Genomic DNA, 19,505 nt, shown 5'->3' with positions numbered 1-19,505 from the left:
CTATCGTTTGTTTCATTAATTATACCAAAGCTTTATAAAGGACTCAATAGCATAAAAAATTGAAAGACCAAACTGCCCCACCAGCTTGGTCTTTCTAGCTATATTTATATATGGGTGAATAGACAAACATAGTCCCCTCCACTTGACATATACATTTCTTATTATACGCTATTTTTTTAAAATACTACTTTAAAATGGCTGCTCTTTAAAAAAATAATAATCACATGAAATGCTCTTTTTTATGCATAACTTACGAAAAAAATGACTAAAAAGTCACTTTTTGGCTAGTTTAAGCCAAATACTTCATATTCTTTTCAATTGGTCTTCATTTCGATTGATTATTATTCCCATTCAATCGTTCCCGGTGGCTTAGATGTAATGTCATAAACCACTCGGTTGATGCCTTCGACTTTGTTAATGATTGTGGTTGCAACTTCTTCTAAAAATTCAAATGGCAGTCTAGAAAACGTCGCGGTCATAAAATCAGTCGTATCAACACTTCTTATGGCAAGTACATTTTCATAGGTGCGGTTATCACCCATGACGCCCACGCTTTTGACTGGTAATAGTACACAGAAGGCTTGAGAGACTTTCTCGTATAACTGATGTTTTCTTAAGAGCGTAATAAATACATCATCAGCCTCTTGTAAGATTTTGACACGAGACTCATCAATCTCTCCAAGAATTCGAACCCCTAAACCTGGCCCTGGAAATGGGTGTCTGTTAACTAGGGTTTCATCTAGGTTTAATTCAAATCCGACTTTTCTAACCTCGTCTTTAAATAGTTCTCTTAGTGGTTCTAAGATCTTAAATGTGCTTTGTTTTGGTAGACCACCCACGTTGTGATGTGATTTAATCGTTGTTTTTCCCCCATTAGTCGATAAGGATTCAATCACATCTGGGTAAATGGTGCCTTGAGCTAGAAATGATGCGTAATTGTGTTTTTCTTTTTCTTGTTCAAAGACTTCAAAAAAGACACGACCGATAATCTTTCTTTTTTCTTCTGGGTCTTTAACACCTTTTAATGCTTGGTAAAACTGCTCTTTGGCATCGACTTTAATGATGTTTAAATCCTTAAAGACTTCGTAGTTCTTTAAAACCTCAATGGCTTCGTGTTTTCGAAGTAATCCGGTATCAACAAAGATACAAACCAATTGATTGCCAATTGCTTTATGAAGAAGAGCCGCACAAACGGTTGAATCAACCCCGCCAGATAACCCTAAAATCACGTGTTGGTCTTTAACAACGTCTTTGATTTCACTGACTTTGTTTGTGATAAAATCCTCTATGTTCCAATCGGGTTGAATTTTTGCGACCTCAAACAAAAAGTTTTCAATTAATTGTTCGCCCTCAACACTGTGCGTGACCTCTGGATGAAACTGAAGGCCATAAATTGGTTTTGAAGTGTGTTTGATGATCGCATTGGCATAAGCGGAGGTGGAAAGAAGATCAAGTGGTTCTATGACATCAGTGACGTGATCACTGTGTGACATAAAGACCGTTTGAACCTTAGAGAGGCCTTTAAAGAGGACGTCTTCTTTAAGCAGGGTGATTTCATTTTTACCATATTCTCTGACGACGCCTTTTTCTACCCTAGAACCAAAGTACTGAGCAATCAACTGCATGCCATAACAAATACCTAAGATTGGTAAACCTGAGTTGATGATGGCCTCACTTAGCCTTGGTGCGCCCTCTTCATAAACGGAGCTTGGCCCACCCGATAAAATAATGGCTTTGAGGTCTTTGGTCAACTCAATTGGCGCCGTTGGTGATACGACTTCGACAAAGACGTTTTTGTGTCTGATTCGTCTGGTAATCAGTTGGTTATATTGTGAACCATAGTCAATGACAATCACTTTATTCATTTTTATTTCCCCTATAATTTGGTGCGGCGTTTGTGATCATCACATCGTGCGGGTGCGATTCAATTAAACCCGCTGATGTGATTTCTACAAAGCTTGCTTTTTCATGTAGTTCTTTGGTGGTTTTTGCCCCGACGTAACCCATGCCTGAACGTAGTCCGCCACAGAGTTGATATAAAACATCACTTAATAGCCCACGGTAAGGGACTCTACCTTCAATGCCTTCTGGGACCAGTTTCTTTTGTTCGGTGGTGTTTTTTTGAAAATAGCGCTCCGCTGAACCTCGGTTCATCGCAGCGAGGCTGCCCATACCAACGTAGGTTTTATAAGACCTGCCTTGGTAGATAATTTCTTCGCCTGGGGATTCTTTTGTCCCAGCTAAGAGTGAGCCAAGCATCACGGTATCTGCCCCAGCAGCAAGTGCTTTGGTGATATCCCCACTAAACTTAATGCCCCCATCGGCAATGAGTTTGATGTTGGTATCCTTTAGAGCTTCACTGACTTCCATGATCGCAGACAATTGTGGCACACCGATACCAGCAACGACTCTTGTCGTGCAGATTGAACCGGGTCCAATACCAACTTTCACCGCATCAACCCCAACATCTTTTAGCGCAAGTGCCGCTTCTTTGGTTGCGATATTACCACCGATTAATTTTAAGTCCGGGTAATTGGCTTTGATTAGTATAACGGCTTCAATGACATTTTTTGAATGCCCATGTGCACTATCTAGTGTAATGACATCAACCCCTGCATCAACTAAAGCCTTCACACGGTCTAAGACATCTGATGATGGTGAAATGGCTGCCCCGCAGAGCAGTCTACCATTAGCGTCTTTTGCGGCATTTGGAAAATCAAGCACATTGTTAATGTCTTTCGATGTAATCAATCCTTTTAAAAAATTCTTTTCATCCACAATGAGCAGTTTTTCTAAACGATGATTCATTAAAATCACTTTGGCTTCTTCTAGTGTCGTACCGACATTTGCAGTAACTAAGTTTGTTTTAGTCATGACTTCATCAATGATCGTGTCATCAAGTACTCGGTATCTTAAATCACGGTTAGTCACAATCCCTAAGAGTAGCCCTTTTTCATCGGTAATTGGAATACCTGAAATCTTAAATGTCGACATGAGTACTTCTGCCTCTTTTAGTGTATTTGTTTTTCTTAAGGTGATTGGATTAGTGATCATTCCAGACTCACTTCTTTTGACCAAATCTACTTCCTTTGCCTGTTTTTCAATACTCATGTTTTTATGAATAAACCCGATACCGCCTTCTCTTGCGATGGCAATCGCAAGCTTGCTTTCGGTGACGGTATCCATGGCAGCTGAGGTAATTGGTATGTTTAACCATACCCCTTTAACTAACTCACTTCTAAGTGAAACCTCACTTGGTAGTACCTCTGAATAGCTTGGTACTAATAAACAATCATCAAACGTTAACCCCTTTTTCATGTGTTACCCCTCCTATATACATAAAAAAAACGTATGGTTTTCTCTTTTTCGCGTGTGCAAAAAAACCATACGTTTGGTTCTTTTGCGTAGTCCTAAATTCATGGTTTAGGGTAGAGACTGCTTGCCATATTCAAGCGATATACGCATATATTGAACCTATTATATCAAAACAACAAAAAGACTTCAAGCCTTATTTTATAGACTTGAAGCCTCATTTTTTTAATAACGCTTACGCACCAACAAACCGGTAATAACTTCTTAGGTCTTTTTCAATGTTGAAGAACACAAGGTATGACAAGTAGTAAGTATCACCAAAGATCTGTTCTTTTTCTCGGTTACTGTAATCTGTTGAACTCATCTCTATTACACCAGAATGATTATAAAAGTGATGCATGTATTTTTCTGTATTCGTATAAACCTCATTACCTTCTTTGTCTGTCCCTAAAGAGAAATATGGTTTAAGAAATGAAAAGTCGGTAGCACCAACCAGATAAATCGAAGCTTTGACGTTAGAATTGAGTAAATCATAGAGTTTATTGAAGTCCTCTTGCGTCAGTTGTCTTTCTTCTAAATCAATGATATAGACATTAAGGCCTGCCCTAAATGGGATTGTTCGATCAAATGAAAAGCGTTCTTTTCTTCGGATTGATTGATTGGTTTGATCAAAGGTGTCTTCACTAAAATAAAACGTCGTCATCTCTAGCGTATTAAAGTACTTCGTTTGATTTTTAATGTCGGTCTCATAAATACTCGTCTCTCTTGTCAAATAATAAATGCCCACAATGATTAAAAGGGATAAGCCTACGATGTATGGCCAAATCAGTCTTTTTTTCATTTTCTTCCTCCACTAATCTCTATCATCTAAATAATATCAAGTCTATCCGAATCACAATAGACGTTGAAATTCATGTATTTTTTTTATTTCATAACAATCGTATTAAGAAACTAAAGTTCCTCTATCTTCTGTTTTCTACTTGATGAATGGGTTCTTTTTTTGTTGATTAGATACACAGGTATGACAGTCGTAATTACACTTAACAAGACGCTAATGAAAAAAATCAAAACGAACGCTCGTACTGATATGTAGATAATCGCTATATCAATCCCAAAATCATTTTTGAATACTTGTCCAAAATAATCGTGAACATAAATATATAATGCACTAGTCACTAAGCCGTTTATTATGGATATCATCAAATTTTCAGTTAAAAACATTTCTAAGAGATCAATTCTTCTACCGCCAAGGGCACGAATAATACCAATCTCTTTTTTCTTATCTTTAATACTAAAAACAATCAAGTTTACAATCAGTAGAAAAGAAAATGTTAGTAACACATAGGAGGCAATTTTTCCTATATTGCCTAAATCTTTGATGAGTGAACTTGCTTGATAAAGCTCATCACTCGATAAGTTATTCACTGAATATCCGTTATCATAACCTTCGTAATGCATCTTTGATAATGAAGAAAGGCCTTCATAACGGTCATTTAATACACCGTAGATTACCTCATATCTTGAATCAAATAACGCTGGAAACACCACCTGTGCAGGGTCTTCTTTCCCAAATAGAATTGAGGTTTTTTCTACAAACTCACCGTCCTCATAAAATCCAGCGATGGTTTGATCAGGAATTAACCCAGATCCTTTATTGTCTTGGTATAAAAATCTCACAAACTCGTATTTTAGTGTGTCAAGCATCAGTTCAATTTGAACATCCTTTTGTATTCTATAATACTCATGTTGTGTGATTAGCGTTTCCTCATTCAATAAATCAAAGTAATGAATGTAGGTTAAGTAAGGGTTCTGAATATAAGTCATGTAGTCTAGGTAACTAAGTTCACTATTTTGTTCGATGTTATAGCCTATATATCTAAGATAATAACGTTCTTTGATGACCTCTTCATTGATCACTTGCTCATAAGAAATACGTGTGTTTGTTTTTTGTATCACCGATGCAAGTTCTTCAAATACTTGTAAGTGACCACCATAAAAGAACATGGTCTCGTTCGTATCAAAACCATAACCAATCACATCTTCGTATATTTGAAGCTCCGTATGATTTGAGTTAGGAAATGTTTCTTGATACCAAGTTGAATTTCTAACCTCATCATAGTTTATTGCGTCATACGCATTAGCAATCTCAAAATAATCCATGTACTTGTCTTTGAATAATTGCTTCCTAACCTCATGATTATTTTCGATTTCTAGTCTAATTAAGAAGTAATAATCCGTAAAATTCACAAGGTATTCATTTGATTTAAGGTTATCAAACGTCACCCCTGTTTTTAAATGAAACTGTTCTTGGTTTCTTTCACTTAGAAAACGAAACTCATTAAAGCGAGTGACCCCATCATCACTAGTTGCCATTTCTAACTCATAGCTTTTAGATCTATTCGTTTTAAGCGGCGTTGAGAATTCACTTAAAAACGCAACGTTGTGGGGCTTTCTGTCTAGTTCATCAAACAAAAACGACCTAAGGATATCGTTTGTTGTTGTCTTTAGGGATTCATACTTAGCCTCGAGCTTTGTGTCAATAATACCAACAATGGTTTTATTGAATACAGTTAGACCGATGAGCTCTTCTAGACTTGATAATGTCACACCATTAAGATTTAGGTTTTCTCTATACCCGTAGGTTAAAAATGTGAGGCCGTATAAAGACTAATCGCCATTTCTGTTGGTTTACTAGGTAATCTACCAATCGCTAAAGAATACTCATAGTCATTCATAATCGCATCATCGATCTTAAGATATCCTCTAAGTAGATGCGTGTGATACTGATCGGACTCTAAGTGTTCAGATAAGTCGCTTTCTTGTTTGTAGTGATCAATTAAGTAATAATTTTCGTTTTGGTAGGTTTCAACTGGATAAAAGTGTATGTCTTGGTGTTGGTTAAATAATGTGTGATAATCCTCATCATTCATTAACACACGATTCCTAGAGCCGTTTAATGGTGTCTCATGTTTCAATGTCCCAAAATACACATCATTTTTTGCCTTAGTGGCGTAGGTAAATGCTTCTTGTTTGTCATAAGTACTGAGATGATCACTAAACGCAAATAGCATTAATGCAAATGAGGTCAGTATGACCGATAAAAACACTTTAAATGGCTTTTTAATTAAGGCGCTTAACCCTAACTTAAATGACACATAAAATGGCATGTGTGATTTGATTGGATGGTAGGTTTCTAAGCCATCACTTACCGTCGTTTCTTTCGCCTCTATTACCTCGTCTTTAATGAGACTACCATCTTTTAAGGTAAGGATTCGATCGGCATAACATTTTGCGTATTCTTCATCGTGTGAAACGACAAGTACTAAGTGTTTCTGACTTATTTTTTTTAGTAATGCGAATATTTGATTTGATGTTTCACTGTCTAAGGCAGAAGAAGGTTCATCGGCCAAAATTACTTTTGGTTTTTTCACTAAAGCCCTCGCGATGGCCACTCGTTGTTTTTGTCCAACCGATAGCTCATTGGGGTATCGGTTTTGAAAGCCTTCTAGTCCGACTTCTTCTAAAACCTCTTTGATGATTTTAGAATCTTTTTTAAGGCCTTGTAGCTCTAAGGCAAACCCGATGTTGTCAAACACATTCAAACCATCTAGCAGATTATACTCTTGAAAAATAAATCCAACCATCGTGTTTCGATATGTGTCATAATCACTAGTCTTAAAGGATTGGGTTGATTTATCTAGGATCGTTAATTCACCCAAAAACGTTTGATCAAGCCCACCAATCAAATTGAGAAGGGTTGTTTTTCCGCTACCAGACTTACCAACAATAAATGTTAATCCTTTAGCCTCAATGGTTAATGAGACATCTCTTAGTGCAACCGTCTTAATGCCTTCTTTTGATTCATACGTTTTGGTGATTTGGTTTAATCTAATCATTCTTTTTGCCATCCTTTGTCGTTGTTTAATTCTCATTATAAACATCTGTTGTGTCAAAACCGTGACAAGAAACCTTATTTATGTAAAATTTATTTACGCTTTATAATAAAGTCTTCTAAACTCATTATGACATAAAATCAAACGAAATTGTAGGGCATATTTGTCCATTAAATAAAAAAGTGCCTCAACCGGCATGTTTACTCATCGGTTGAGGCATAATCTTTAAATGTTCTATTTCTTAACGTTTGCAGGTTTTTTGGCAGGTTCTGCTTGTTTAGGTGCTGGTTTTTGTGGGGCTGCCTTTACTGCTGGTTTTTGTGTTTGTTTGTTCATGGTGTTGCCTCCTTGTCTAAAAAGACGCCTTCATTCTACAATAAAGTACGCTTCTTATCAAGTTTATGTATGGCCATATTTGAACAAAATTTCAAATCTTTCAATTTTACGAATAAAAGTAATCAAAAAGTGATGTTTTGAAGGTTACGCCATTTTTAAATAATCACGATAACGATAAATTATAGTTACTAGTGGTGTACTAACAAATTTGACCTTTCTTGCTCAACTCATCTAATAAACTCGCTAGTAGCCTCTTAGGATAATCGTGTTTGATTAACATAGAATTCATTTTTTTTGATAAACGCTATTGACACAAGCGGAAAGTTACCAATTATTTCGTTGGTTTTTGATGTTGGACAAAGACGCATGGTCGTACCTTCTTTCAAACTATCTCTATATTTTGTATCTTAAAGACATATTCTTAACTCAATTATAGCCCAAATCCTCTTATCTTGTCGATAGAAACGGTATTAGAAATGATTTTTCTTACCCTTGATGTCTTCCTCTGATTCCTTTATAATAAGACTAACAAAGAAGGTATATACATGAACATTAAAGCCCCAATCCTAAGAATTACTGATGAAGAGATCCTAGACTTAAACGCCTATGATACATTCATAGAAAACATTAAGTTTACGAACGAAGCTTACCCACCATTTCACGTTAAAAATTACACATTTAATGGCGTTATTTTTGATAGAATTATATTTAACCTCGCAAAGTTTAGCAACTGTACATTCATCGACTGTTTGTTTGACTCATGTGATTTATCCAACCTAAAACTTGATCACACCTTATTTCAAAGGGTTCAATTTAACGAGTGTAAACTACTTGCTACTTCTTTTAGTGAAGCCTCATTTAAAGATGTGTCATTTCTAAACTCAAAAACCAAGTATTTGAATTTTACAAAAACAAAATTCAACCTAGTTTTATTTAAACAGACCAACTTACAAGAAGCGTACTTCATTGAACCAAACATTCAAAAGCTTGAATTTGATCACTGCGATCTAAATAAAGCTGAATTTAGTCAAGCCAATCTAAAAGGCGTTGACTTAAGTGACTCTATCATCGATGGGGTTAATTTTGACTACCAGAGCTTAAGAGGCTTAATCATTGATGCCAATCAAGCTTCGATGCTTGTTGGCTTACTAGGTGTCAAAGTTAAAGATTAATTAACTCAAGTTAATCATTTAATGCTAATAAAACCACTCGTTTGAACCGCCCCCTGTCAAGTAGACAGTGGAAATAATTAAATAACTGATTCAATTTTTAAGGCTTGATTCCGAAATTCCATCGGAGTTAAGCCTTTTAGTTTTTCTTGGTACCTTTGTTTATTATAAAACTGGATGTATTGATCAATCGCTACTTTGAGTTGATTGATGTCGTGAAACTGGGTTAAATAGTACATTTCTGATTTAAGTGTACCCCAAAAACTCTCCATCGGTCCATTATCAATACACCTACCAACTCTAGACATACTGACTGTCATGCTTCTAGAAGTGAGCTTCTTTTGAAACACTTTATTCGTATATTGATACCCGCGGTCACTGTGTACCATCGGTTTGGCTTCCGGATTAAGTTGGAATGCTTTCTCGAAGGTTTCATTTACCAGTTGGTTATTATTCGATATACCCATTTTGTAACTGATAATACTGGTATCACACAGATCGATGATGGCACTTAAGTATAACTTAGTATTCGATCCAATCACCTTGAACTCGGTAACGTCTGTTAACCATTTCTCATTGGGATTATTAGCCTCAAATTGTCTGTTTAAGACATTCTCTGCTGTGATCTCTGGTCTTACTTTAATATACCCCTTACGCACTCTACGGATAACCGACGATACACCTAATTTCTTCATCAATCGTCTGATGCGTTTTACATTATAGTTCGTTTGATTCCGCTTATTAATCCATAAAGTCATCCGTCTATAGCCTAAGATACCTTTAAACTCATCATGATATTCAAGAATCAATTGAGATAACTCATGATTAATCTTTTCTTCATTTGTTTCTTCATGTTTTAACCACTTATAATAGCTGCTACGAACAATCAAAAGGATTTCACATAACACCAAAATAGGATAGTTTTTTGCCTCATGAAGCCCTTTTATCGTTTTGTATTTGGCTTCTTGGCGGATCTTGCTAAAATATCCCTCCTTTCGATCTCCTGGAATTTTTTTATGACTTCAGCCTCCATCTCCAGACGTTCATTCTTCCGTCTTAGAAGCTCAACTTCACGTTTTAGTTTCTCAATTTCACTTAGATTCTCTACAGGCTTTCTCTTGCCTCGTTCGTCCTTTAAACCAGCTTCACCTTCTACGTTGTATTTTCTGACCCAGTTATACACTTGTGAGTAGGCTGTCTCAAACTTCTCCGCTGCGAGTTTATATTCAAAGTTATGTTCAATCGTCCATTTCACTATATCTAACTTTTCTTCATAACTCACTTTTCTTGATTTCGCCATATAAACATACCCCTTTGGATCATACGCTTTGATCTCGTTATGTCTATTATACTTGGAAACCCAACTCTTAATCATTGAGTCTGATGTTATTTGATATTGTTTGGCCAGTTCTGCGTATGATCCTTTGCCATCGTGGTAAGCTTTAATCACCTCTAATTTGAATGATTTCATATAACTTTGGTTTCTTGGTTTATCCTCAAATGCCATACTTCCCATCGATTCATAGTTCCTGACCCATTGTTTAACACTGGATACGTCACATCCTAATTCACATGCGATTTCTAACATTGACTTGATTCCTGTTTGATATGCTTTGATTGCTTTGATTTTTGTTTCTTTACTGAATCTTGGTGTTCTTGACATAAGAAAAATCCCCTCTCTGTACACTTCTACAAACTTTAATTATTTGTAGTGTCTACTTTAAGGGGATCATATCAGTTTGAGTGGTTTTATTGTTAATGTTTCTTTGTTTTTTACTTTCCGATGTATTCGATTATGACTGATACAGTGATTTCATCTTTTTGTAGAATAAAAGGATCCACCAATGTTTCATAAGCCGTGATGATATTGTTTTGATTTGCCTCTGTTACATTTAGGTTAAATGTCAATAGATAGCTATTTTCTTTCATAACATCAGTGAGCAGTTCAGTTCTTTTTTCTTGTTGAATAAAAAGCATTGGAATCAGAACTGACTTTGATTTCAACTCATTATTCATGTCTAAATAGTAAAAGTACTGAGTTCTAAATTCAACATCATACCGTCTGGATAGATTCTTTAAAGTGAAACCACCAAACGTCTTTGTTTTAAAAACAGTGGATTGGTTATTCACATAAATCAAATGCTTGTTAGCATTCTCTATCGGAGCCACTTCTTTTCTAATCGAAGTGATGCCAGTGGTATCTGTCAAATTAAACCATAACGTATTGTAGGTGATTGATGAAATCGTCTCTCTTACCTCATAGCCAATTAATGACCCATCACTTATTTGATATAGTTCTACGATCGTCCCTGACCAACCAATCATTGAACTTGATTTGTTACCTACGACTTGTACGTGACTTGAATCAATAAAGAACATAGCACTTGAGTTCGTACTAAACTGGCCATCTAACCCTAAGTATTCAACAATTTTTCCTTCGACAACGTCATCCATTCGGTTTAATTCAAGGTAGGATCTTCTAATCCCGCCATATTTGATAGCCATTTCGAAGTTTGATTCATCCACCTTATACTTAAGTGCATTCGGCTCGCCCGCTTGAATACGGCCTTCTTTAGTCTTATTTAGTGTGTCATAGTTAAGTTCGATTTCTACCCTGACCTCACCAAATCCGAACAAATTTGTTTGATAGGCGAGGTTGTAACTAACTGTCTCGCCATCAATCGAAATGTTGACTGTATAAATGCCCTGTTTGAATTCATAATTTGCCTCATCATCTGGATTCGAATCCAAATAGTTATGAAAAGCAACCACACTTGAGGTTGCAATCACCTCAACACTAGAAAATGCATTAAAGAACAACGTCGCTTGGTTTAGGTTTTCTAGAACCATTTGCCACTGTTCTCCATAACCACCAAATGGCACTAGTCCAAGATTTGTATTTGATTCATAGGTTAAGTCTAGCGTGTTTTCTTGTTTTATGTTCGCACCTGGCAACAATCGATTAGGGACAAACGAGTACGGATTAACTTGATACGTCGTAAGTAATTGATTTAAGTAGTCTAAATAAGGGACTTGTTCATTCCAAGCCGCATAGAATGTTTGATTTGATTTGACTTCAAATGGAAAAACAACTTCACTCGCTAATGTCTCATCGGTGTACCAACCAAGAAATCGATGATTTTCTTTGGTTGGTTCGGCAGGTTCGTTAACCAATGTCTTATATTCGGTTGAAACTGAAATTACCTCACTTCCACCGTTTGAATTATAGCTTACTTCATATAATTGTTTTTTTCTAACAACATGATAAGTAGTATCAGCCGTAGCTATCACAACTTCTTTATCCCAACCAACGTAGTCCCATTCTTCTGTGTCCTTAGGTAAGATATACCTTGGTAAATCCCCATGTTTTACCGTTGTGACATCTAGGTTGTTTCCTTCGGCATCTTTCCAAGTAATCTCATAGGTATCCATAACAAGTTCATACACTGCTTGATACGTTTGGTTTTTATTCACTTGTCCTATGGTAGGACTCCAGCCCTTGAATACATACAAACTATAATCATTACCTGTACTTTTAGTTGGCGTATTACCGTCATAAACTGGGGTGTCACCCTCAATTAAATCGGTATCGACTTCTAAGACTGTCCCATCATCATTTTGCCATGTAATGGTAAAACCCTTGTCTTTAGGTGACTCATTCGTTTTATCTTCCTTTTTACCACAACCGGTGGTAAATAGTAAGACTAAAAGTAAAAATAGAACAATTCCAAATCTCTTAAACATCTTTTTTCCTCCCAATGTTTTTTATGTTTTGATCTGATGATCTAATTGCCTTGCTTCTTGTATGAGTTCTTCTCTTTTTTGAGTCAACTCTCTTACTTGTAGTTCCACCTGTTTTGATTGATCGAACCCTTTAACGCGTTTTTTCCAAAAGCGTTCGATGACATGCATCAAAATTAAGAAACCCAAAAACAGCATCAACGAGAGCCACTCATCAATGGTCCATTTCTTTGTGTTATAAATGATAAGTAAAAGTAACAAATCAAGGATAATCAACATTGGTAATAAAGCCGACGAGAGTACCGATTCAACAAATCGACTAACTTGATTTTTATTTTGCCTGCTTATTTCATTTTGGTACGCTTGAGTGATCAAACCGTTGATTGCTTGTACTTTTTGATCCAAGTCTAGAAATCGCTCATAAAGTTTGAGGTCTTTATTTCTTCTAAACGTTAGAACCATTTGGTTACCCATTTCTGTTTGGTTAATTGTTGAACTAACCAATTCAAAGCCTAGCGCTTGCATGTCATCAATTCGTTTTTGATGACTTGCTCCAGCAAATAGGCTGACTACTTCAATTCGTTGTTCATAATTCATTACTGTTTCTCCTTAGAAAATATGTAGATAATCAATTCATAGAAATACATGAATGGTGAAATGAGATAAGCCACCAAGATAAACAAAAAGAATATCCCGAGATTGAGCAACAACAAGAAGGTACCGAAAAATAGCTGAACGAAGATAAATCCTAGTAATCCATGAAACTCATCACTAAACCAAGGGTTGTTTTGAAAACCGAATGTCGAAATACGGATAAATTTCTTTAACTTGGTTTCATAGAATAATTGGGTACTTAACGTCATGCTTAGAACACCAAAAACCACACCAGATAATAAGAAATCATTACGCTTAATATCACTTAAGTCGTCATTAACGACCATAAGAATAAAAACCAATAGCCCTGTGATCATCCCAAGAATGTATGGGTTAATTTTGCTAATCATACGCTTCTTACTAGCAGTTTGACCGATTTGTTCTTGTTGATTCTTAATATAGAGCGCTTCATTAACAAGTTTCTCATGACAACTTCGACAACGTATTGTGGGGTGTAGTTGATAGAGTTCAAATGCCCGATATGACTTGCCACAAAGACTGCACTCAAATATATCCGACAGCGCCGTTTGTTTTTTATCTTTTTCATTAAAAAATGTTTCAAGCGTGATCCCAAAGATTTGTGATAGTTTCTTAAGTGTTTCTAAATCTGGTTCTGATAAATTATTCTCCCATTTGGATACTGCTTGCGGGGAGACATAAAGTAAATCCGCCAATGCTTTTTGTGTTAAATTCAATTCTTTTCTGTTTTTTGAAATGACTTCGCCATAATTCGCCAAAATCCGTACCTCCTTTGTTGTTGCTTACTTTTATTCTACACGAAGAAAACTAAATTGTAACTCAACTGTCAGTTGATTTTATCAACTAGACGTTGAATATACATACGAATGAATTGTCAGAAAAGTAAAATACCCTAATTCGATTATATCATAGATAATTTTAATAAATCCATTAAATTATGAATTTAATTATTAATAAACTAATAAGTGTTTTTCTATTACCACACCTATCCTTTGACTAGTCTTTCCTCTGTTAATATTTTCGAATACTTGCTTGTAAACAACGTGTTAACAATCGTTTGCGTGACAAATCAAACGAAATCGCTTAGAATAACGTTGTGAGGTATAAACTATGAACATCAATGAAAACATCAAAAGACTTAGAACTGAACGTAACTTAACCCAACAAGAAGTCGCAGACCAACTGTTTGTGACTAGGCAGTGCATCTCAAGATGGGAAGGCGGTAAAACCATCCCTGACATCAAATCCATGGAACAACTCGCTTTGGTCTTTAACTGTTCTATTAATGACATCTTTGAAGAAGACACATTAAAAGAACTAACACTAACTGCTAATAGACAAACAAAGAACCAAAGAAAACATGTCTTTATTTTAAGTGTGTCTTTCGTACTGCTTCTTTTTTTAATGAGCCTATCCTTCTTTATCTTAAATAAACGATTAGATGCTAGTAGCGATAAAAATACCTATGATACCTATGCCATCATCGAGGCTATTGATTACATAAACTACTCAATTGTGATTTCAACCGAGTACTCTCTTACTACTTATACACTAAACTATCAAAGTACAGATCTAATCTATAACAATGACCTAAAACCCATCAAATTTGATTTATTAGGTGTTTCTGACTTAATCTACATCAAATACCAACAAAGACTAAATAACCCCATCATCAAACAAACCATTCTAGTCGATAAAAAAACAGACAAAAGCCTGCTTGGTGTTGCCTTTGTGTCTAACGGTAAAGACTATCAAACCACTAATGCGCTACTTGATGACATCAACAACTACGAAGAAGGCATCAAATACTACACAAGTCGTTACAAAGAAGGTTCGTCTTCAGTTAGCTTCAACCTAGGTATATCTGATGTTACTAGCAAGAAGACCTATAAATACTCAGAGAATAATAAAATCATCGGACAACATCAAGACATTGAACTAACCATCTTTTATGATAAAGACAAACTTACCCATGAACCAAAACTTATCTTAATTTACGAGGACGCTTTAGTCTTTGAACAAATCGTCACTTCACAACGTTTTACAGGTAGCCTCCACTATGATAGAACCAGTAAATACACAAGTAGTACAATTACGTTTACCTTTGATGTGAACATCAGAGAAACCGACGCATATGAGGAAATCCTCATTTATGAGTACGATAAAAATAACCTTTTGATCAAGGAAACGACCCTTTTAAATGCAACAGACATGTATAACTATGAACCAACAGTTGAAACGCTTTATGCGATAGTAAAAGTCAATTATTATAAAGGCAATGTCCTACCTAACTACCAGCATTACTCAACAACTCATAAGCTCTATTTAGGTGATTTGATTGACATCAACGAACACCAAACCTACGGACTTGTCATTAAAACAAGCTTTAAATTCCAATAGTTATCCCCCCCAAAGATAAAGAAGGCCCATCCGAACTCTATTCGGATGGGCTTTCTTAATCGTTTAATCTGTAATTTTGATGTCTTTATCCATTTGATTAATAAATTCACTTCTAACGTTACCGCTATAAAAATCAATCCCTCTATATACCGCTAAGTGTTTACTTTCCTCATAGGAATGATTAATGGTATCCATCACAAACGATTTTGTGATTTTCCCCTCATAGAAATTCATTTGATACCTACTTAAGTTTAAGATATCATCACTCAACTCATCTTGATTAAAATCTAGGGTAACGCTGACGTTGGCAAAATGAATACTAGGGACAAGATCGACGTTAAATTGACGGTACTCGTCTTCTTTAAACAACATGACCCCATTAGAATAAACCCCTTGATTCCGATGTGCATTCGCATCCAAATACGCATGATCCCAGCCCGTCGCTTCTAAGAGTTGAAACCACAAGCTAATCTTGCCATCTAGGTAATCTGAATAACTAAATATCATGCTTTTCTCATTGAAAACGGTGATGTGTCTGATGGGGTCAACCCCATCGGCATAAATCGTTCTTACCATTGTTTTTGGGTTAAACCACATGAGGTGTGAATATGGTTCATTATAACCATCTGACATCCGTGAGGTTTGAAAGAACTCAGCCGTTGTTTGATTGACGTATTTGTAGTTGAAGTTTGCTTCATCTTTGTAGGTCATGTCTATAATCGATGTGTTTTCTAAAAACTCAAAATAGGTGTAACGGTCCTCGTTTTTAGTATAAGCAAGTTGTTTAATATAAAATAAGTCATCTTCATAGCCCATTTTAAGACGATACGTCGATGTAATGGTCGTTTGAAAAATGGTTTGTGAATAGTCAAACTCAAAAACAACCCCATCGTCTTTAGAGACGAAGACATGCATATCAATCGTATTGCCGCCTAGAAATACTAGTGATAAATCCGCCTCTACAATCGATACATCAAGATCCTCAAGTGAAAGATAAAGCTCATCTAGTAAATTCTTATAAGTTAGTAGATAAGGCGTCAATACCACATCGTTGGAGTTATCAACGAGGTTCTCATAAACAGATAGGTAGGTTTCTCTTGGTAACATGTCTTCTTCATTATATGGTGTGTCATTATAAAAACGACCCTTTTTAGTTTTTGTCTCTTTATTCTCTAAAATCGATGATACTTTATCTTTATAGATGGTGGTGGCTTCTAATAATGTTTTAGATGAGCCACTAGAGCTCTTTTCACACGAAAAGACGCTAAAAGATAACATAAAAACAACCAATAATACTAATTTTTTCATACCTAACCTCCCATTTGAAATCGTATTTCTTACCTTCATTATATCAAAAATCATAAACATTGGTTTAGTTTTCTAATATTTTAAAAAAGAACTTAGATAGGAAAAGAAAACGACCAAGAGGCTAGAGCCTCTTGGTCGATCTATTGTCTAATCTTGTTATTTCTTCACTTCAATGATAGGGTAAATCAATCGTTTGTTAGGGCTTGAAAAAATCCTAGGATAGTACTTGCATTAGTAAAATCGACGTCTTGATAAACCATCAATGAGGACGCCTCACTATAAGCACCATCAAGCACCGATGAAACCCACTCTTTTGTCACTTTATTGTCATAGAAGGCTAGTTGATACGCGCTTAAATTTAAAATGTCATTGGATAGCTCGTTTTCTGCTAGCTCAATAAATACCCCATAACTTGCTTGTTTGTTTAATGCATCAAAATTAGAATTAAAGTCTTTGTATTGTCCTTCACTAAATAAGCGAAGCCCGTCTTTATATACCCCTACGTTTAAATCGTCACTGGTGTCAAAGTAAGCACGGTCCCATCCGGTTGCCTCTAAGAGTTGAAACCAAAGATTGATTTGCTCCTCTTGATCGTCTGCGTAGGTAAACACCATGCCATGTTCATTATATAAAGCCAGTTGTCTTGTTTGATTAATACCATTACGTAGGATTGTTCTTGTTTGATTATCGCTATTAATCCAAACAACCGTGGATTCGACATTTTTGTTGAAGTCCTCTCTAACCAGTAAAGAGGCATACTGATTGGTTTTTAAGTTATCTGCTTTATATTGATAGTTATTCTCATTTGAATAACTGATTTGATGAATCGACTGCTGCTCAATAAACTCAAAGTAGTCGTAGCCGTTTATTTCCTCAATATGCCTTAATTCGTTTAGATAAAAATCGTTATCATCAAAGCCCATCTTAATACTAGCCACAAACGCATTTTCATCTTTACCATTTGATAAGACATCGTTATAGTCAAAAACAAGGTTACCATCCTCTGTTAAAGTCACCTTAAATAAAACCGTCATGCCTTGATTGGTTTCTAAGTTTCCTTCATACGTTTTCTTTGTGGTTGTGTCATTTTCTAATTTAAGTCTAAGTTGATTTAATAATCGTTGGTAATAGGACAAATACATCGATAAATTGACATCAAACGTGTCATCATCTAATGTTTCATACACGTCGACAAGTGTTTCACGAGAAATAAACTTGTCTTCATTAGTCGTTGATTCTTGATGAGTGCTTGTTAATTTATTTCTTTTTTCATCGTCTTCAATTAGAAGCTCGCTTAATTCACCATAATACAAACTAACGGCTTCTTTGATTGTTTTTGGTTCTTCTTTGTTTGACTGCTCACATGACGCTAATGCGGTGATGAGACAAACAAATAAAACAAATAAACCTATTTTCTTCATTTGTTCTTTCCTCCCGTTATTTAATACGATAAGATTATTATATACTAACTAGTTGATTTATGCAAACAAAGAAATAACTATGAATTAATTATTCTCACGCCTCTTATGAAGAGGTAATTACATTCATGAGATCTTTAAGAATGATTGATTGGCTTATTCTTTAAGTGCGACATAATCAATTGAGGCTTTTCTTGCTTGTTTCATCAACTCTCTGGTTGGTATTTGATAACTCAATCCATCTTTAATAAAATGTGTGCCACATTGTCTAAAGGAAAAAGACACATTCTTTTTGATACAAACCTCTTTTATTCCTAAGACCCAGTTGTAATCGAGTGGTCTTGCGTTTATGTCTTGTTCACCGCCAACCACAACCAGTTCTACCCCATCCAAATAGGGTTCTAGGTTGATTGGCCCAATCAGTGGCTGACAGATGATGTTTTTATGTTTGATGGGTAGTTTACTAAAGAATGCCAATCGTTTATCTGCTTGTTCTTGATTTTCAACCGATACACCAATCGTTAAATGTGTTAGTGATTCTGTATAATCACTTGGTAAAACCTCATAAAACCGCTCGATGCGCTTGGTTAAAAATAGAAAGTGTAAGTCAGGTCGTTCTTTCATCATCAAATAGGCTTCCATACGCCAAGGATCCGCCTCTTCTATCAAAAAGTCGGAACTAAAACAGACATAAACAAGACTGCCTGGGGCAATCTTATAGGAGCCGTCCTTCTTTTTTTCAATCGGCTTATAAAAATCTTTGGTTTTTATGATTTGATTGGTGTCCATATTGCGTTTGATATCGCCTTTGTGGGTGTAACAATACTTGCAACCATCACTCACCTTATGACAGCCTCGCCACGGGTTCCATATCATGTCTTCACCTTCAATCTATAATAGAACATATCGTTCCATCTTATTGCACTTCTTAGTTTATTTACCTTCATATCTAATCATATCACTAATCTAACCATTTTCATAGGGCGCATAGTGATTATTATAATTAATTTATTGAAGTACTCTCATTACCTCATCCAGTTTTATTTGATAACAAATACCATATGATTTAGGAAACTAAGGATTGTTATAAGTCTTTTCGTTCTAATCGTTTATCAACTGATAATACTTATTTCTACGTTTCTTATGATACAATAAAGTCATCAAACCATTAGTGATAAAAAACACATCAATCACAAGATTCAAACACATTTGAGTGCAACATCTAGTTTCAATTATCAATTTATTCTAGAAAGATACAACTTTTAATGAAAGGAGATCAATGCTTCCTTGTAATG

Annotated in this window: 15 protein-coding genes and 1 riboswitch; of the genes, 2 read left to right on the top strand and 13 right to left on the bottom strand. The window is 35.6% G+C overall.

The features are described from left to right. Positions 1-341: 341 nt before the first annotated feature. The 5 genes from guaA to BN853_RS00685 all read right to left on the bottom strand — a co-directional run bounded on the left by guaA (position 342) and on the right by BN853_RS00685 (position 7,208). Positions 342-1,871 (bottom strand): glutamine-hydrolyzing GMP synthase, encoded by a 1,530-nt coding sequence (gene guaA / locus BN853_RS00705; RefSeq protein WP_052591094.1) that lies wholly within the window; start codon positions 1,869-1,871, stop codon positions 342-344. Beyond that, positions 1,858-3,318 (bottom strand): IMP dehydrogenase, encoded by a 1,461-nt coding sequence (guaB, locus tag BN853_RS00700; protein ID WP_030004036.1) that lies wholly within the window; start codon positions 3,316-3,318, stop codon positions 1,858-1,860. The genes guaA and guaB overlap by 14 nt, the downstream gene beginning before the upstream one ends. Before the next feature lie 67 nt (positions 3,319-3,385). Further along, a riboswitch (purine riboswitch) is annotated at positions 3,386-3,483 on the bottom strand. A gap of 64 nt (positions 3,484-3,547) precedes the next feature. Further along, positions 3,548-4,153, bottom strand: a complete 606-nt coding sequence (locus BN853_RS00695; protein WP_030004035.1) for a hypothetical protein — start codon at positions 4,151-4,153, stop codon at positions 3,548-3,550. A 110-nt stretch (positions 4,154-4,263) separates the two neighbouring features. Continuing rightward, on the bottom strand, positions 4,264-5,919 hold the full coding sequence (locus BN853_RS00690) for an ABC transporter permease (RefSeq protein ID WP_030004034.1): 1,656 nt from the start codon (positions 5,917-5,919) through the stop codon (positions 4,264-4,266). A 35-nt stretch (positions 5,920-5,954) separates the two neighbouring features. Beyond that, positions 5,955-7,208, bottom strand: a complete 1,254-nt coding sequence (locus BN853_RS00685; RefSeq protein WP_030004033.1) for an ABC transporter ATP-binding protein — start codon at positions 7,206-7,208, stop codon at positions 5,955-5,957. An 878-nt stretch (positions 7,209-8,086) separates the two neighbouring features. Between BN853_RS00685 and BN853_RS00680 the strand changes: the two genes are divergently transcribed. Continuing rightward, positions 8,087-8,713: a pentapeptide repeat-containing protein gene (locus tag BN853_RS00680; RefSeq protein WP_030004031.1), complete on the top strand. Its 627-nt coding sequence runs from the start codon at positions 8,087-8,089 to the stop codon at positions 8,711-8,713. 77 nt (positions 8,714-8,790) lie between these two features. Here the strand turns inward: BN853_RS00680 and BN853_RS00675 are convergent, their stop codons facing one another. The 5 genes from BN853_RS00675 to BN853_RS00655 form a co-directional block, all read right to left on the bottom strand. Continuing rightward, positions 8,791-9,618 carry an IS3 family transposase gene (locus BN853_RS00675; RefSeq protein WP_030004561.1) on the bottom strand — a complete coding sequence of 276 codons (828 nt, stop codon included), beginning with the start codon at positions 9,616-9,618 and terminating at the stop codon, positions 8,791-8,793. A 35-nt stretch (positions 9,619-9,653) separates the two neighbouring features. Continuing rightward, positions 9,654-10,373 (bottom strand): helix-turn-helix domain-containing protein, encoded by a 720-nt coding sequence (locus BN853_RS00670; protein WP_030004029.1) that lies wholly within the window; start codon positions 10,371-10,373, stop codon positions 9,654-9,656. Between the two features lie 110 nt (positions 10,374-10,483). Next, a complete protein-coding gene (locus BN853_RS00665; protein ID WP_030004028.1) occupies positions 10,484-12,454 on the bottom strand; it encodes an InlB B-repeat-containing protein in 1,971 nt (656 codons plus the stop codon). A gap of 21 nt (positions 12,455-12,475) precedes the next feature. Next, positions 12,476-13,048 carry a hypothetical protein gene (locus BN853_RS00660; protein WP_030004027.1) on the bottom strand — a complete coding sequence of 191 codons (573 nt, stop codon included), beginning with the start codon at positions 13,046-13,048 and terminating at the stop codon, positions 12,476-12,478. After that, on the bottom strand, positions 13,048-13,842 hold the full coding sequence (locus BN853_RS00655) for a helix-turn-helix domain-containing protein (RefSeq protein WP_030004026.1): 795 nt from the start codon (positions 13,840-13,842) through the stop codon (positions 13,048-13,050). The genes BN853_RS00660 and BN853_RS00655 overlap by 1 nt, the downstream gene beginning before the upstream one ends. A gap of 352 nt (positions 13,843-14,194) precedes the next feature. Between BN853_RS00655 and BN853_RS00650 the strand changes: the two genes are divergently transcribed. Next, on the top strand, positions 14,195-15,484 hold the full coding sequence (locus BN853_RS00650; protein ID WP_030004025.1) for a helix-turn-helix transcriptional regulator: 1,290 nt from the start codon (positions 14,195-14,197) through the stop codon (positions 15,482-15,484). 63 nt (positions 15,485-15,547) lie between these two features. Here BN853_RS00650 and BN853_RS00645 read toward each other — a convergent pair whose 3' ends face one another. From BN853_RS00645 to BN853_RS00635, 3 genes are all read right to left on the bottom strand, one after another. Continuing rightward, a complete protein-coding gene (locus tag BN853_RS00645; RefSeq protein ID WP_030004024.1) occupies positions 15,548-16,792 on the bottom strand; it encodes a hypothetical protein in 1,245 nt (414 codons plus the stop codon). Between the two features lie 185 nt (positions 16,793-16,977). After that, entirely contained in the window at positions 16,978-18,213 is a 1,236-nt protein-coding gene (locus tag BN853_RS00640) for a hypothetical protein (RefSeq protein WP_030004023.1), read from the bottom strand. 153 nt (positions 18,214-18,366) lie between these two features. After that, a complete protein-coding gene (locus BN853_RS00635; protein ID WP_030004022.1) occupies positions 18,367-19,086 on the bottom strand; it encodes a DUF5131 family protein in 720 nt (239 codons plus the stop codon). Positions 19,087-19,505: the final 419 nt, after the last annotated feature.

This window comes from Paracholeplasma brassicae, assembly GCF_000967915.1.
In the GTDB taxonomy this organism is placed as follows: domain Bacteria; phylum Bacillota_I; class Bacilli_A; order Acholeplasmatales; family UBA5453; genus Paracholeplasma; species Paracholeplasma brassicae.
Note: the sequence above shows the minus strand (reverse complement) of the source record. Positions and strands in the feature narration are given on the sequence as shown.